The organism is Streptomyces sp. NBC_01016, assembly GCF_026341035.1.
In the GTDB taxonomy this organism is placed as follows: Bacteria; Actinomycetota; Actinomycetes; order Streptomycetales; family Streptomycetaceae; genus Streptomyces.
Genome location: NZ_JAPEOQ010000001.1, coordinates 5,238,306 through 5,250,940 on the forward strand (window position 1 = coordinate 5,238,306; position 12,635 = coordinate 5,250,940).

13 protein-coding genes are annotated in these 12,635 nt (G+C 69.8%); 6 read left to right on the top strand and 7 right to left on the bottom strand.

The window, feature by feature from the left end:
- Positions 1-20: 20 nt before the first annotated feature.
- Positions 21-425 (bottom strand): SseB family protein, encoded by a 405-nt coding sequence (locus OG746_RS23520; protein ID WP_266717583.1) that lies wholly within the window; start codon positions 423-425, stop codon positions 21-23.
- Positions 426-515: 90 nt separating this feature from the next.
- Entirely contained in the window at positions 516-929 is a 414-nt protein-coding gene (locus OG746_RS23525) for a hypothetical protein (RefSeq protein WP_266717584.1), read from the bottom strand.
- A 216-nt stretch (positions 930-1,145) separates the two neighbouring features.
- On the opposite strand from OG746_RS23525, the gene OG746_RS23530 reads away from it, so the two are divergent.
- Complete coding sequence (locus OG746_RS23530) at positions 1,146-1,616, top strand: ATP-binding protein (protein WP_266717585.1); 471 nt, start codon at positions 1,146-1,148, stop codon at positions 1,614-1,616.
- Between the two features lie 42 nt (positions 1,617-1,658).
- Here OG746_RS23530 and OG746_RS23535 read toward each other — a convergent pair whose 3' ends face one another.
- The 3 genes from OG746_RS23535 to OG746_RS23545 form a co-directional block, all read right to left on the bottom strand.
- Positions 1,659-2,309, bottom strand: coding sequence for a Pr6Pr family membrane protein (locus OG746_RS23535; protein ID WP_266717586.1), 651 nt, complete (start codon positions 2,307-2,309; stop codon positions 1,659-1,661).
- 160 nt (positions 2,310-2,469) lie between these two features.
- Positions 2,470-2,865 (bottom strand): VOC family protein, encoded by a 396-nt coding sequence (locus OG746_RS23540; protein ID WP_266717588.1) that lies wholly within the window; start codon positions 2,863-2,865, stop codon positions 2,470-2,472.
- A gap of 66 nt (positions 2,866-2,931) precedes the next feature.
- Positions 2,932-4,017 carry a LacI family DNA-binding transcriptional regulator gene (locus OG746_RS23545; RefSeq protein WP_266717589.1) on the bottom strand — a complete coding sequence of 362 codons (1,086 nt, stop codon included), beginning with the start codon at positions 4,015-4,017 and terminating at the stop codon, positions 2,932-2,934.
- Between the two features lie 465 nt (positions 4,018-4,482).
- On the opposite strand from OG746_RS23545, the gene OG746_RS23550 reads away from it, so the two are divergent.
- From OG746_RS23550 to OG746_RS23570, 5 genes are read left to right on the top strand one after another with little or no spacing between them, the layout of a single operon-like run.
- A complete protein-coding gene (locus OG746_RS23550; protein ID WP_266717590.1) occupies positions 4,483-5,724 on the top strand; it encodes an extracellular solute-binding protein in 1,242 nt (413 codons plus the stop codon).
- 4 nt (positions 5,725-5,728) lie between these two features.
- On the top strand, positions 5,729-6,727 hold the full coding sequence (locus OG746_RS23555; RefSeq protein WP_266717592.1) for a carbohydrate ABC transporter permease: 999 nt from the start codon (positions 5,729-5,731) through the stop codon (positions 6,725-6,727).
- Complete coding sequence (locus OG746_RS23560; RefSeq protein ID WP_266717594.1) at positions 6,724-7,587, top strand: carbohydrate ABC transporter permease; 864 nt, start codon at positions 6,724-6,726, stop codon at positions 7,585-7,587. Before OG746_RS23555 ends, OG746_RS23560 begins: the two co-directional genes overlap by 4 nt.
- Positions 7,587-9,026 (top strand): sulfatase family protein, encoded by a 1,440-nt coding sequence (locus tag OG746_RS23565; protein WP_266717596.1) that lies wholly within the window; start codon positions 7,587-7,589, stop codon positions 9,024-9,026. The genes OG746_RS23560 and OG746_RS23565 overlap by 1 nt, the downstream gene beginning before the upstream one ends.
- A gap of 42 nt (positions 9,027-9,068) precedes the next feature.
- Positions 9,069-11,618, top strand: a complete 2,550-nt coding sequence (locus OG746_RS23570; RefSeq protein WP_266717598.1) for a beta-galactosidase — start codon at positions 9,069-9,071, stop codon at positions 11,616-11,618.
- Here the strand turns inward: OG746_RS23570 and OG746_RS23575 are convergent.
- On the bottom strand, positions 11,599-12,117 hold the full coding sequence (locus OG746_RS23575) for an anthrone oxygenase family protein (RefSeq protein ID WP_266717600.1): 519 nt from the start codon (positions 12,115-12,117) through the stop codon (positions 11,599-11,601). The two genes, OG746_RS23570 and OG746_RS23575, sit on opposite strands and share 20 nt — an antisense overlap.
- Positions 12,114-12,539, bottom strand: a complete 426-nt coding sequence (locus tag OG746_RS23580; protein ID WP_266717601.1) for a nuclear transport factor 2 family protein — start codon at positions 12,537-12,539, stop codon at positions 12,114-12,116. Before OG746_RS23580 ends, OG746_RS23575 begins: the two co-directional genes overlap by 4 nt.
- Positions 12,540-12,635 lie beyond the last annotated feature (96 nt).

Below are 12,635 nucleotides of genomic sequence, written 5' to 3' on the forward strand. Positions count from 1 at the left end.
TGCGGTACGGAGGGTCCTGCTCAGGTCCGGTGGCCGAGCAACTCCCTTACGCCCGCGCCGTTGAGCGTCAGGGCGTCCGGTGAACCCGCGTCGATCGTCATCGACAGCTCCGTCGGCCAGCTCGCGGCGAGCGCGCCCAGCGGCACCGGCGTGCAGCGCGAGATGAACGGAAGCAGTTCCGACATGCGCAGCTCGGACGTGAAGAGCGGGACCAGCTGCTCGCCGCCGGGCTGCTCGATGACCGGCAGGGACAGCCCGGGGGAGGCCGCGTCCTGTTCCGCGCCCACCTCGTCGGGCACGGGCACGAGGACCTCGCACTCGGCGAGCGCGTCGAGCGCGCCCTGGTCCTCTGTATTCATGCTGAGAGCGCTGAGCGCCTGCTGCGCGGGGGAGGAGCCGTTCTGCGGGGTTGCGTTCGAATCCATGATCAAGCCTCTGGTGGATGGCGGGTGGCGCCCCCGCGTACCCAGGGGACACCGGTCCATGCAGCAGAGATCCGAGTGACGGCGACCGGCTCAGGCCGCCGCCCGTCTCGCCCAGGCGCGGCCCCACCGCCCCATCATGTGCGCGCACAGCGGCCGGCCGTGCAGCAGCTCCACGCCCTCCGTCGCGCCCGTGGCCACGAAGAAGCGGCGGCCCATGGACGACTGCAGCGTGGTGGTCCAGCGAAAGCCGTCACCGACGGCGATCGCGCCGCGCAACAACTCGTGGCCTATCCCCTCGCGGCGCCACAACTCGTCGACCCAGATCCCCTGGATCCGCCCGACCGCGCAGTCCTCGCACAGCCGGAACCGGACCTCGGCGATCTGCCGGCCGGCCTGGGTGCGGGCGGTGATCCGCCACTGGCCGTCGGCGCCGGGGCGCTGTTCGGCGAGCATCACCACGGTCCCGTCGCCGGTCGTGATCAGCCCGCCCGTCCTCCTACGCATGCGGGCCTCCTGCGGCGGTGCTGTGTCGGAGTTGTGCCCGCGCATCCTTTCACGCGACGGGGCCGTGATGACAGGGGGTGCGCGGGGGTTGTCCTGGGATCGGCCGCGCGCCGGTGAACGCCCGGCGGTCGCACGCCGTATTCCAAACCGCTTGCACGGCTGCGCCGAATGTCATGGGAAGGGTGCCACCCCACGTACCGATCCGGAGGAACCGTCATGTACGTCTACCGCGCGAATGGGGCGAGCGAGCGGAGCACAGCGGACGGTCGGCAGGCGCTGCCCGAATACGCGGAACGCTCCCGCCCGTTGCTGACTTGGAACCAGCCCATCGAACTCGCCGCCGCGCAGGCCCGCGAGCGGGTGCGGCAGGCGCTCGACGTGTACGCCGTCGACCCGCGCGCCGTCGACGCGGCCGTCCTCGTCGCCAGCGAACTCGTCGCCAACGCCTGCGAACACGCCTGCGGCCCCTACCAGTTGCGCCTCACCGTGGGCCGGACCCTGTGCGTCGAGGTCCTCGACCGCGGCCCCGGCCTGCCGGCCGCCGTCCTGCGACGCACCTCTGTCGCGCCCGACTCCGTCGAGCGGGGCCGTGGCCTGCTGCTGGTGGGCCGGCTCGTAGGTGGCGCATGGGGCAGCCGGAGGCTCGCGGTCGGACACTGCGTGTGGGCCGAGGTTCCAGCACGCTGACGTCCCGGTTCCCGTCGGAGCGCACGGTGGTGCGCTGCCGTGTCAGAAGTGATCGGGAAGTGGCAGCGGCCGCTTGAGTCGGCGGCCGAGGCGCCGGTCGATCCACCCGAACAACCAGGCCAGCAGCCCCGCGACGACGAGCACCCCGACGATGTTCCGCAGCGCGAGGCCGTAGCCGCGCGTGTGCACGTCGAGGAACGGATACGGGTACCAGTCCGTGACCGCGCCGTGCACGAGCGTGTACGCGATCCACAGCGCGGGCCACACGAACGCCCACCCCACGGTCGCGCCGTCGATCCGCCCGCGCGGCCCGAACAGCAGCCAGCCGACGAGCGTCATCGGCGGCGCGATGTAGTGCAGCCCCACCGTGATCCACAGCGAGACACCTTCGGCGTGGATCTGCGGCGCGAGGACGATCGCGAACACCAGACCGGTGATCGTGATGCCGAGCAGCGCGTCGAGCCGCAGCACCCGCCACCCGGCGCCGTCCCGGCCCGGGCGCAGCACCAGGATCACGGCGCAGGCCAGGACGAGGATGTTGCTCTGGATGGTGAAGTAGCTGAGCATGCGCACCAGCCGGGTCCACGTGCCGGCCTCGTCCCCTGTCGTGTCCCCGGCCCCGGCGGAGGACCCACCGCTGAACACGAGCACGAACTGCGCGACGAGCGCCGCCGCGACGACGACGGCCAACACGCCGTGCCACAGCCGGGAGGGGCCGGAGGCTCGGTCAACGGCTGCTCGGGGCGCGGGTCCTGTGATGGTGATGACGGACTCCTCGATCTGAGACGTTGTGCATGTTTCATCGAGTATGACCGATATGGGGATGACGATGAGGGCGGGGTGCGCCGTGTGGCTAGTCGGACGGCGCCAGCGTGCGTAGAACGTCGAACTCGTTGCCCTCGGGGTCGGCCATGACCACCCAGTTGCGGCCGGGGCCCTGGCCCACGTCGACCTTGGTGGCGCCGAGGGCGAGCAGCCTCGTCGCCTCGTCGTCGGTGCTGCGGTCGACCGGGCTGACGTCCAGGTGGAGCCGGTTCTTCACGCTCTTGCCCTCGGGTACGCGGATGAACACTAAGGTGGGCGGCATCTGGCGGGCCCGGACCTCCTCGACGGTCGGCTCCCAGGAGCCGATCTCGACCTTGTCCTCGCTCCGTTCGAGCACCTTGAAGTCGAGGACCTCGCACCAGAAGGCGGCGAGCCGCTCCGGATCGTGACAGTCGACGACCAACTCGGTGAATCTACTGGCCATTTGCTCCCCCAGGAGGTGTGGACGGGGGCTCAGCCTATCCAGCTGTCCAGCGAAAGAGGCCGGGCCTCAGCAGCCGCAACTCGCCCTGCGTACCAGCGAAACCGGCAGCGTCAGCGACTCGGGTTCCTTGTTCCCCTGGCCGCCGAGGCGCCGCACCAGCAGCTCCACCGCCTCCTCGCCCATGCGGCGCATCGGCTGACGGACCGTGGTGAGCGCGGGGCGCGCCATGCGGCCGAGCGGGATGCCGTCGAAGCCGGTGACCGTCACGTCCTGCGGCACGCACAGACCCCGACGCTCCAGGGTGTGCAGGGCGCCGACCGCCATCTGGTCGTTGGCGAAGAGCAGTGCCTCGGGGCGCTCGCCGGGGCGGTCGAGCAGGGTTTCGGTGGCCCGCGCGCCCTCCGCCTGCGTCATCATGCCGACGCGCACATCGGGTACGTCGGCCACGTCGATGCCGGCGGCGTGGCAGGCCTCGGTGTAGCCGTGGAACCGGGCCTCCACGTCCGGGGAGTCCTCCGCCGAGCCCACGTAGGCCAGGCGGCGCAGGCCGTGGTCCTCGATGAGATGGCGGGTCAACTCGCGCTGTCCGTCGGCGTTGGCGACCTGGATGTGGTCGAGCCGCACCGGCCGGTCCTGCTCGCCGGGTTCGCGCGGGCCCGCCAGCATCACGACGGGCTGCCGACGCGATATGACCTCCAGCTCCTCCGTCGGGACGGTGCGGGCGAGCACCGCGAAACCGTCGACACGCCCCGCCACCTTCGCGACCAGGGTCTCGGGGCCGCTCTTCAGTGATGCCGCGATCAGCAGCGCGTAGCCGTGCCGGCGGGCGGCCCGCTCCATGCCGCGGATGATCTGGTCGGAGTAGAGCATCGCGGCGTTGTCGTCCGGTTCGTCGCCGACCCCGGCCTCCGCCTCCGACTCGGCGTCCGGATCCGAGTAGTCGGGAAAGCACAGGCCGAGCACGCCGGTCGAACGGCTCGCCAGGCCCCGGGCGTTGCCACTCGGGACGTAGCCGAGCTCGCGGGCGGCGGCGAGCACCCTCTCGCGGGTCTGTGCGCGTACGGAGTCGGGGTTGCGGTAGACCCGCGACACGGTGGCGATCGAGACGCCGGAGCGTTCGGCGACGTCGTACACCGTGGGGGTGGTGGTCATGTGGGCGGCCCCCGAGTCTGCTGCGGGGGCGTGACCGGCCCTCCGACGGATGAAAGCGCATTCACCATAGGTGGGGGAGCGGGGCGGAGCAAGGCTGGGGCCTTCGCGGGGCCGGGGCGCGGCCCGGCGGGGCCAGGTGCGGTCCGGGGCGGAGCCCGGCCAGTCAGGCGCAGGTCCGGGGCGCGGACTCAGCCGCGGCGGTACCCGGCCCAGCATGCCCCGCCCGCGCGCCGGTCACCCGGTTTTCGGTGTGCCGCGCCCACCCCTCCGACTCCCCGTCCCGTACCTCCAGTTCAGCAGGTTTACCCAAGCGTTACCTCTGTGGCTCTTGAGCTGACCCAAACCGTGCGTCAGGGTCGTGCCTGCATCGTTGTGTAAGCGCATACAGGCAGCGCATACAACGGCTGTTGCCGCTTGCTCGCCCCAGCCCGAGCACAAGCGCGTATTGCGCGTCTAGGAGGAGCCATGTCACGCACCACCCTGTCCACCGGTCTGGCCCTGACCCTCGTGTCGGCCATCGCCCTGACCGGGTGCGGAAGCGGAGGTGGCGAGGAGGTCGCGGCCGACGCCAAGCAGACGCTGACCGTGTGGGCCATGGGGGAGGAGGGTGCGCGACTCAAGCCCGTGGCCGAGGAGTTCACCAAGGAACACCCCAACATCAAGGTGAAGATCACGCCGGTCGGCTGGGACGTCGTGCACCAGAAGCTGGTGTCCTCCCTGGCGGGCAAGAAGCTCCCGGACATGGCGCAGATGGGCTCGACGATGATGGGTGAGTTCATCGCGCTCGACGCCCTCGAACCGGTCGACACCAAGGCCTTCAAGCGCTCCGACTTCTTCCCCGCGACCTGGGACAGCAACGTCAAGGACGGCACGGCCTACGGTGTCCCCTGGTACGCCGACGTGCGCGCGCTCTACTACCGCACCGACCTCGCCAAGAAGGCCGGTGTCACCAAGGCGCCGACCACCTGGGCCGACCAGCAGGCGCTCGCCACCGCGTACAAGAAGCACGGCGCGGAGTACGGCACCCAGCTGCAGCCCGGCAGCACCGGCGCCTGGCAGGGCTGGCTCCAGTACCTGTACTCGACCGGTGGCGAGCTCATAGGCAAGGACGGCAAGCCCGCCCTCGACTCGCCGCAGGCCGTCAAGGCCCTCAAGGCGTGGGGGAGTTACTTCGACAAGGGGCTCGCCAAGAAGAACTTCACGCCCGGCGAGGACGCGGCCAAGGACTTCTCCAACGGCAAGCGGCCGATGTTCCAGTCCGGCCCCTGGATGGTGCAGAACATCAACGACCAGCACCCGGAGCTGAAGGGCAAGTGGGCCGTCGCGCCCGTGCCCGGCGACACGTCGTCCACCTCCTGGGTTGGCGGCTCCTCCCTGGTCACCTTCAAGGACAGCGCGCACAAGGCGGCCGCCGAGGAGTTCACCAAGTACCTGGCCACACCCAAGGTGCAGGCCCACTGGTACCAGGTCGACAAGACGCTGCCCGCCGCGAAGGCCGCCTGGGACCAGCCCGCGATGAAGAGCGGCGACAGCTCGCTGCCCGTCTTCGAGAAGGCGCTCGGCTCGGCCAAGGCCGTCCCGCCGGTGGAGAAGTGGAACGAGGTCGCCGTGCAGATCGAGACCTCCCTGGAGAAGATCGCCCGCGGCGCCGACGCGAGCGCCACCGCGAAGCAGCTCCAGAAGTCCGTCGAGGGACTGGTGGGCTGACGTCATGAGCTCCACCACCGCGGCCACCGGCGCCGAAGGCCGCGTGCGCAAGGACCCGGAAGGGGCGGGACGTACCGACGACGTCCCGCCCCGCCCGGGGGGCAAGGGTCTGCGCAAGGACCGGCTCGCGCGCCACAATCTCGCCGGCTGGCTGTTCTCCACGCCGTTCCTGGCCGTGTTCCTCACCTTCATGGCGTTCCCGATCGTCGCCACGCTCCTGATGAGCTTCACCGACTTCGGCCTGCGCAACGTCACCGACCCGCTGTCCGCACAGTTCGTCGGCCTGGACAACTACACGAAGCTGTTCCAGGACGACAAGTTCGTCCGCGCCCTGCTCAACACCCTGTACTTCGTGGTCCTCGGTGTGCCGCTCACCATCGGCTCGGGCCTCGTCACGGCCGTCCTCCTCAACTCGGGCATCGACCGCTTCCGCACCTTCTTCCGCGTCGGCTTCTACGCCCCGGTGGTCACGGCCATCGTCGCGGTCGCCGTCATCTGGCGCTTCGTCCTCGACCCCAGCGAGGGCCTGATCGCCGGCGTCGGCCACCAACTCGGCTTCTCCACCCCGGACTTCCTCGCGTCCGAGACGCTCGCGATGCCGTCCCTGATCGTGATGGCGGTCTGGCGCAACATGGGCACGGCCATGGTGCTGTTCCTCGCGGGCCTCCAGGCCATCCCGACCGAGGTGCGGGAGGCGGCCCGGATCGACGGCGCGGGACCCTTCCAGGAACTCCGCAAGATCACGGTGCCGCTGCTCCGGCCGACGATGCTGTACGTCGCCGTGATGACCACCATCGGCTTCCTCAACGTCTTCGAGGAGCCGTTCGTGATGACGCAGGGCGGCCCCAACGAGGCCACCATGACGCTGTCGCTCGACATGTACCGCGAGGGCTTCGACTTCTTCCACATGGGCTACGCCAGCGCCATGGCGTACGTCCTGTTCGTGATCGTCCTCGCCGTCACCTCGCTCCAGCTCCGCCTGCTGAAGGACAAGACCTCATGAGCGCCACCACGACCGACGTCCGGGGCCGCGGGGGCAGGTCCCGCCTGTCGCGCACCTCCGTGTACGTGCTCCTGAGCGTCGGCCTGCTCGTGATGGTCGCGCCGTTCCTGTGGATGGCGCTGTCCTCCTTCAAGACCCCGCGCGAGCTGGGCGCGAGCCCGCCCGTGTGGATCCCCACCGAATGGACGCTCGCCAACTTCGGCAAGCTGGCGGACCTGATGGACGTCGGCCAGGCGTTCTTCAACTCGGCCCTCGTCGCCGTCTTCGTCACCGCCTGCAACCTGCTGTTCTGCTCGATGCTCGGCTACGCGCTCGCCAAGCTGAACTTCATGGGGAAGCGGCCGGTGTTCGCGATGGTGCTCGGCGCGCTCATGGTGCCGGACAACCTCATGCTGCTGCCGAAGTTCGTGATGATGAGCGGGATGGATCTGGTCGACAGCTATGCCGCGCTGATCCTGCCGTTCGCGGCCGGCGCCTTCGGTGTCTTCCTCATGCGCCAGTTCATCCAGGCCGTGCCCGACGAACTCCTTGAAGCGGCCCGGATGGACGGCGCCCGTGAGTGGTACATCTTCTGGCGCATCGTGCTTCCGCTGGTCAAACCGGCCCTGGCGACGCTGACGATCTTTACGTTCCTGGGGTCGTGGAACAACTTCCTGTGGCCGCTCGTCGTCACCAACGACCCGTCGAAGTACACGCTGCCGGTCGCCCTCGCCACGTTCGCCACCGACCCGACGCAGGCGGACGGCTCCAACGGCGTACTGATGGCGGGTGCCTTCCTGGTCGTCCTGCCGGTGCTGCTCGTCTTCGTGCTGCTCCAGCGCTTCTTCACGCAGGGCATCGCCACGGCGGGCCTCAAGTGATGCGGCGGGCAAGGGCCGGGACCACGCCTCCCGGAAGCCGCCGCCCCAACCTCGTCCTCTTCATGACCGACGACCACGCGGTCCCGGCCATCGGCGCGTACGGCAGCGTCATCAACACCACCCCGGCCGTGGACCGGCTCGCCGCCGAGGGCATGCGGTTCGACAACGCCTTCTGCACCAACTCGATCTGCTCCCCGGCCCGCGCGAGCCTGCTCACCGGCACGTACAGCCACATCAACGGCATGACGACGCTGGAGCAGGACCGCCAGAAGTTCGACTCCGCGCAGCCGTCCTTCCCGGCGCTGCTCCAGGCCGCCGGCTACCAGACGGCCATCATCGGCAAGTGGCACCTCGGGCACGGCCCGAAGAGCGACCCGGTCGGCTTCGACCACTGGGAGATCCTGCCGGAGCACGGCGTCTACCACGACCCGACCTTCGTCACCCGCGACGGCGAGAACCAGTACACCGGCTACGTCACCGACATCATCACGGACCTGGCGCTGAACTGGCTCGACGGGCGCGACCCCGACAAGCCGTTCGCCCTGCTCATCCAGCACAAGGCCCCGCACCGCCCGTTCGAACCGGCGGAGCGTCACCGCCACCTGTACGAGCACCAGGACATCCCGGCACCCGCGACGCTCCACGACGACTACAGTCACCGCGCCCGTGCCGCCGCCGAGGCCGAGATGCGGATGAGCGACCTCCAGGACAGCGACCTCAAGGCCCCCGTCCCCGAAGGCCTTTCGGAGCGCGAGGAGCGGGAGTGGCGCTACCAGCGCTACATCAAGGAGTACCTGCGGGTCATCGCCGCACTCGACGAGAGTGTGGGCCGCGTCCTGCACCACCTCGACGTTTCGGGCGACGCCGCCGACACCGCCGTCGTCTACACCTCCGACCACGGCTTCTACCTCGGTGAACACGGCTGGTTCGACAAGCGGTTCATGTACGACCCGTCGCTGCGGATCCCGCTCGTCGTGCGCTGGCCGGGTGTGGTGCCGGCGGGGTCGACCTGCGACGAGCTGGTCGTCAACATCGACTACGCGCAGACGATCCTCGACCTGGCGGGCGCGCGGCCCCACCCGCGCATGCAGGGCCGCAGCCTGCTCCCGCTCCTGCGCGGCGAGCACCCGGAGGACTGGCGGCAGGCCGTCTACTACCGCTACTTCGAGCACCTCGACGTCTGCCACAACGTCCAGGCCAGTTACGGCATCCGCACCCACACCCACAAGCTGATCCACTACCCCGGTCACGGCTCGGGCCAGCCCGGCGCGAAGTACGAGCGCAGGACCCCCGAGTGGGAATTGTTCGACCTGATCCGCGACCCGGACGAACTGCACAACCGCTACGCCGACCCCGCGTACGCGGACCTGGTCGAGGAACTGACCGAGCAGCTCACGCAGCTTCAACTGCACTACCAGGATGTGCCCGAGCACCTGTGACGGGCACCGCCCCCTCCTCTTCTCCTCCCCACAGGAGCCGCCATGTCTTCCGGACTTCCCCCTGTCATGTCCCCGGGGACCACCGGCACCCGCCGTCGCACCGTGCTCGCCGGTCTCACCGCCGCGTCGGCCACCTTCGCGGCAGGCACCGGCACCGAAGCCGTCGCCGCTGAGCCCGGCACCGCCACCCACACAGACGCCGATGTCACCTTCCGCGACAAGCAGTTGTGGATCGACGGCGAGCCCACCGTGGTGATGGCCGGAGAGATCCACTACTTCCGGCTGAAGCGCGCGGACTGGCACTCCCGCCTGGACCGCGCGAAGGAGGCCGGGCTCGACACCATCGCCACGTACATCCCCTGGATGTGGCACGAGACCGGCGACGGCAGCCTCGACGTCACAGGACGCACCCGTCCCGAACGCGATCTCGGCGCCTTCCTCGACCTCTGCCGCGACAACGGCTTCAAGGTCATCGCACGGCCCGGCCCCTTCACCATGGCCGAGCTCAAGGGCGAGGGCGTGCCGCTCCGTGTCGCCAAGGACCATCCCGAGATCGTCGGCACCGGCTGGGACGGAGCCGAGGCCACCACCGCCGCCCTCGACTACCTCGCCCCGGCCTACCTCAAAGAGGTCGAGCGCTGGTACGCGGCCGTCATGCCGGTGCTCGCCGAGCGCCTGCACCGCAAGGGGCGGCCTGGCGTCATCGCCTGCCAACTCGACAACGAGATCGGCATGCTGGCCTGGGTCAGCAACGGCCCGAACCTCACCACGGGCCTCCTGGCCGACTTCAACGACTGGCTCGATGCGACATACGGCGACGGTCTCAAGGACCGCTACCCCTTCGCGGGCGCCTCCGCCGACGAGCGCGACAAGGCGATCCGCGCCCCCAAGGACGCGTACGCCGCCGCGCTCATGCACGACCTCGGCACGTTCATGCGCGGCCGATTCGCCCGCTACGTCGACGAGTTGAAGCGCTACGCGCACGACGGCGGTGTGTCCGGCATCCCCTTCCTCATCAACATCCACGGCACCGGCGGCGGCACCGCAGAGAACTTCCCCATCGGCATCAGCCAGCTCATGGAGACCTACGCGGGCAGGCCCGGCATGATCGCCGGCGCCGACTTCTACCTCGGCGATCTCGACCTCCACAACGTCACCGACCTGTACCTGATCAACGCCTTCATGGACGCGGTCGCCGACGACGACCAGCCCCTGTCGGCCCTTGAGTTCGACGCCGGGCACGCCGACTACGGAAACACCCTGTCGGACCAGAGCGACGCCGAGAGCACCTGGCTCAAGACCCGCCTCTGCCTCGCCCAGGGCAACAAAATGCTCAACTACTACTTGTTCGCGGGCGGATTCAACCCCAAGCTCGACGAGCCGACGGGCGACGGCAACGACCGCATCGGCATCACCGGCGAACGCCACGGCTTCGCCGCGCCCGTCGACCCCGAGGGCCGGCGCGGCGTCAGCTTCGAGCCGACCCGGCGCAGCGCCCGCTCGGTCCGTGCGCTCGCTCCGCTCCTCGCGACGGCCCGCCCCGAGTACGACGACGTGGCGCTGGCCTTCGTACCCGACCACTACCTGACCGAGTACCACCCGCCCGGGCGGGACAAGGCCGACGCGGTCCTGGCCGATGTGCAGAGCACCCGCGGCTACGGGCCCGGCGGGGCGCTGACCCGCGCCATGCTCCTCGGCGGCTTCCGCTACCGAAGCATCAACCTCCAAGCTGGGGACGTCGATCCGAAGGACGTGCCGGTCCTCGCGCTCGCCACCGGCGAGTACCTCGCGGCCGCCCTGCAGAAGCGGCTGGTGCGCTACCTGGAAGCGGGTGGCAAGCTGCTCCTCTCGGGAAAGGTGCCCGGCAAGGACATGGCGGGCGAGAGCTGCACGGTCCTCCAGGAGGCGCTCGGCCTGAAGCCCGAGAAGACCATGACCGACGCCGACCGGTTCTGGCTGTCGGTGTCCGCGCACGGCTGGGCCGAAGGCATCGCCGAAATCCGCGTCGGCAAGGCCCAATTGTGCGCGTCGAGCCGCGGGACGACGATCCTGCGCGAACTCACCACCGGCAAGGGCTGCGGCTTCGACATCCCCGTCGGCAAGGGCCGGGCCGTCGTCGTCGCCACGGACTACCGCTGCGACCTCGACTTCTGGCTGGGCGCGTTCCGTGAACTCGGCGCGACACCTGCCGTGCGGCACTCCGCCACCCGCCCCGGCGTCTTCCTGCTCACCACGCGCGACGCCGACGGCGGCCGCCTGCTGCACGCCTTCAACGTCACCTCCGGATACGCGGAGAACGTCTCCGTCACCGAGAAGGGCAAAGCCCTCTTCGGCGGCGAACGCCTCCACATCCCCGGCCGCAGCGCGGCGATCCTGCCGCTGGGGGTGACGGCGGGCGGCCTGCGCCTCGCCTACGCCACCGCCGAGATCACGAGTGTCGGCGACGGGCAGGTCACATTCCGCGCGCTGGGCGCCGAGGCCGTGGTCGCCGTCGACGGACCGGCCCGCTGCGAAGGTGCCAAGTCTTCGTCGGAGGGTGGGCGGACGCTGCTGCGGGTGAAGCGGTCGGAGTTCACCGTGCGGAAGGGCTGAGGGCGGCGGCCCGGTCCACCTCCGCCACGCGCGGCCGCAGGGCGAGACCTATCAGGAGGGTGAACGCGACGACGGCGGTGAGGGTCCGGGTGATGTTGAACAGCTCCCAGCGCCGTAGGAGTTCCGCCGTGTCCGCCGAAGCCCCGTGCACCGCCCACTGTTTGATTCTGCCGTTGATCGGAACGTTCCCGAAGCGGGTGACAAGGAAGGAGGTGATGGCGAACGCGCACGCCACCGCGGCCACGGCCCGGTGGTGACCGCGCATGAGGACGGCGAGAGCGAGGGAGCTCAGCGCGGACACGGCCATCGCGGCCTGCATCGTGATCCCGTTGACCTTCATCAGCTCGGTGTGGAAGTCGAACCGCATGTTCTGAGGCACGGCGTCGAAGGTGGGAGCGAGGTTGGCGGCGCCGTACCCGAACGCGCCGGCCAACAGACCGGTGGCGAGCAGCGCGACCCAGTGGACGAGCCGGATCCGCGCGGCACGGGATGCATTCACGTGGCCGCCTCCGCCTCCGCCTCCGCCTGGACGCCCGGCTCGGGAAGAGTGCGGGTGAGCTGGTGCGCGCGGTGCATGCGTCCGTCGTCCGTGAAGTCCGCGAAGAGGAGTACGTCGGTGCTGGCGGGGCCGCCCTTGCGGGTGCCGGCGTGGATGGTGAGGCGGGCGGCTATGTGCGTGCCGTCCGCGAATGCCTCGTGGACCTCGAAGCGCCAGTCCGTCACGTTCCTGGAGACCGGCCGCAAGTGATCGCGGAGGCGCTGGTGATCGAGCCGGATACCGTCGCTGAACTGCACGATGTCCGGGGTGAAGTGGCGCTCCATCACCTCGTCCGGAGCGTCGCCCCGGACGGTCGAGGAGGTGAGGGAATCAAAGAAGGCGCCGATGAACGTCGCGGTATCGGTGTCGGCAAAAGGCGGCATGGCTGCTCCCCGTGGATTCCGTGGATTCTCGATGTGCACGCCGGCGCCACGAGTCGGCGAGCCCTGGTCGGCTACGATCTCTTACAGGTCTGTAAG

Bases quoted from the DNA above. Each gene is read 5' to 3' on its own strand.
- OG746_RS23550 (WP_266717590.1), top strand. From the start codon at position 4,483: ATGTCACGCACCACCCTGTCCACCGGTCTGGCCCTGACCCTCGTGTCG.
- OG746_RS23540 (WP_266717588.1), bottom strand. From the start codon at position 2,865: ATGGCCAGTAGATTCACCGAGTTGGTCGTCGACTGTCACGATCCGGAG.
- OG746_RS23565 (WP_266717596.1), top strand. From the start codon at position 7,587: ATGCGGCGGGCAAGGGCCGGGACCACGCCTCCCGGAAGCCGCCGCCCC.
- OG746_RS23570 (WP_266717598.1), top strand. From the start codon at position 9,069: ATGTCTTCCGGACTTCCCCCTGTCATGTCCCCGGGGACCACCGGCACC.
- OG746_RS23525 (WP_266717584.1), bottom strand. From the start codon at position 929: ATGCGTAGGAGGACGGGCGGGCTGATCACGACCGGCGACGGGACCGTG.
- OG746_RS23580 (WP_266717601.1), bottom strand. From the start codon at position 12,539: ATGCCGCCTTTTGCCGACACCGATACCGCGACGTTCATCGGCGCCTTC.
- OG746_RS23520 (WP_266717583.1), bottom strand. From the start codon at position 425: ATGGATTCGAACGCAACCCCGCAGAACGGCTCCTCCCCCGCGCAGCAG.
- OG746_RS23560 (WP_266717594.1), top strand. From the start codon at position 6,724: ATGAGCGCCACCACGACCGACGTCCGGGGCCGCGGGGGCAGGTCCCGC.
- OG746_RS23545 (WP_266717589.1), bottom strand. From the start codon at position 4,017: ATGACCACCACCCCCACGGTGTACGACGTCGCCGAACGCTCCGGCGTC.
- OG746_RS23530 (WP_266717585.1), top strand. From the start codon at position 1,146: ATGTACGTCTACCGCGCGAATGGGGCGAGCGAGCGGAGCACAGCGGAC.
- OG746_RS23555 (WP_266717592.1), top strand. From the start codon at position 5,729: ATGAGCTCCACCACCGCGGCCACCGGCGCCGAAGGCCGCGTGCGCAAG.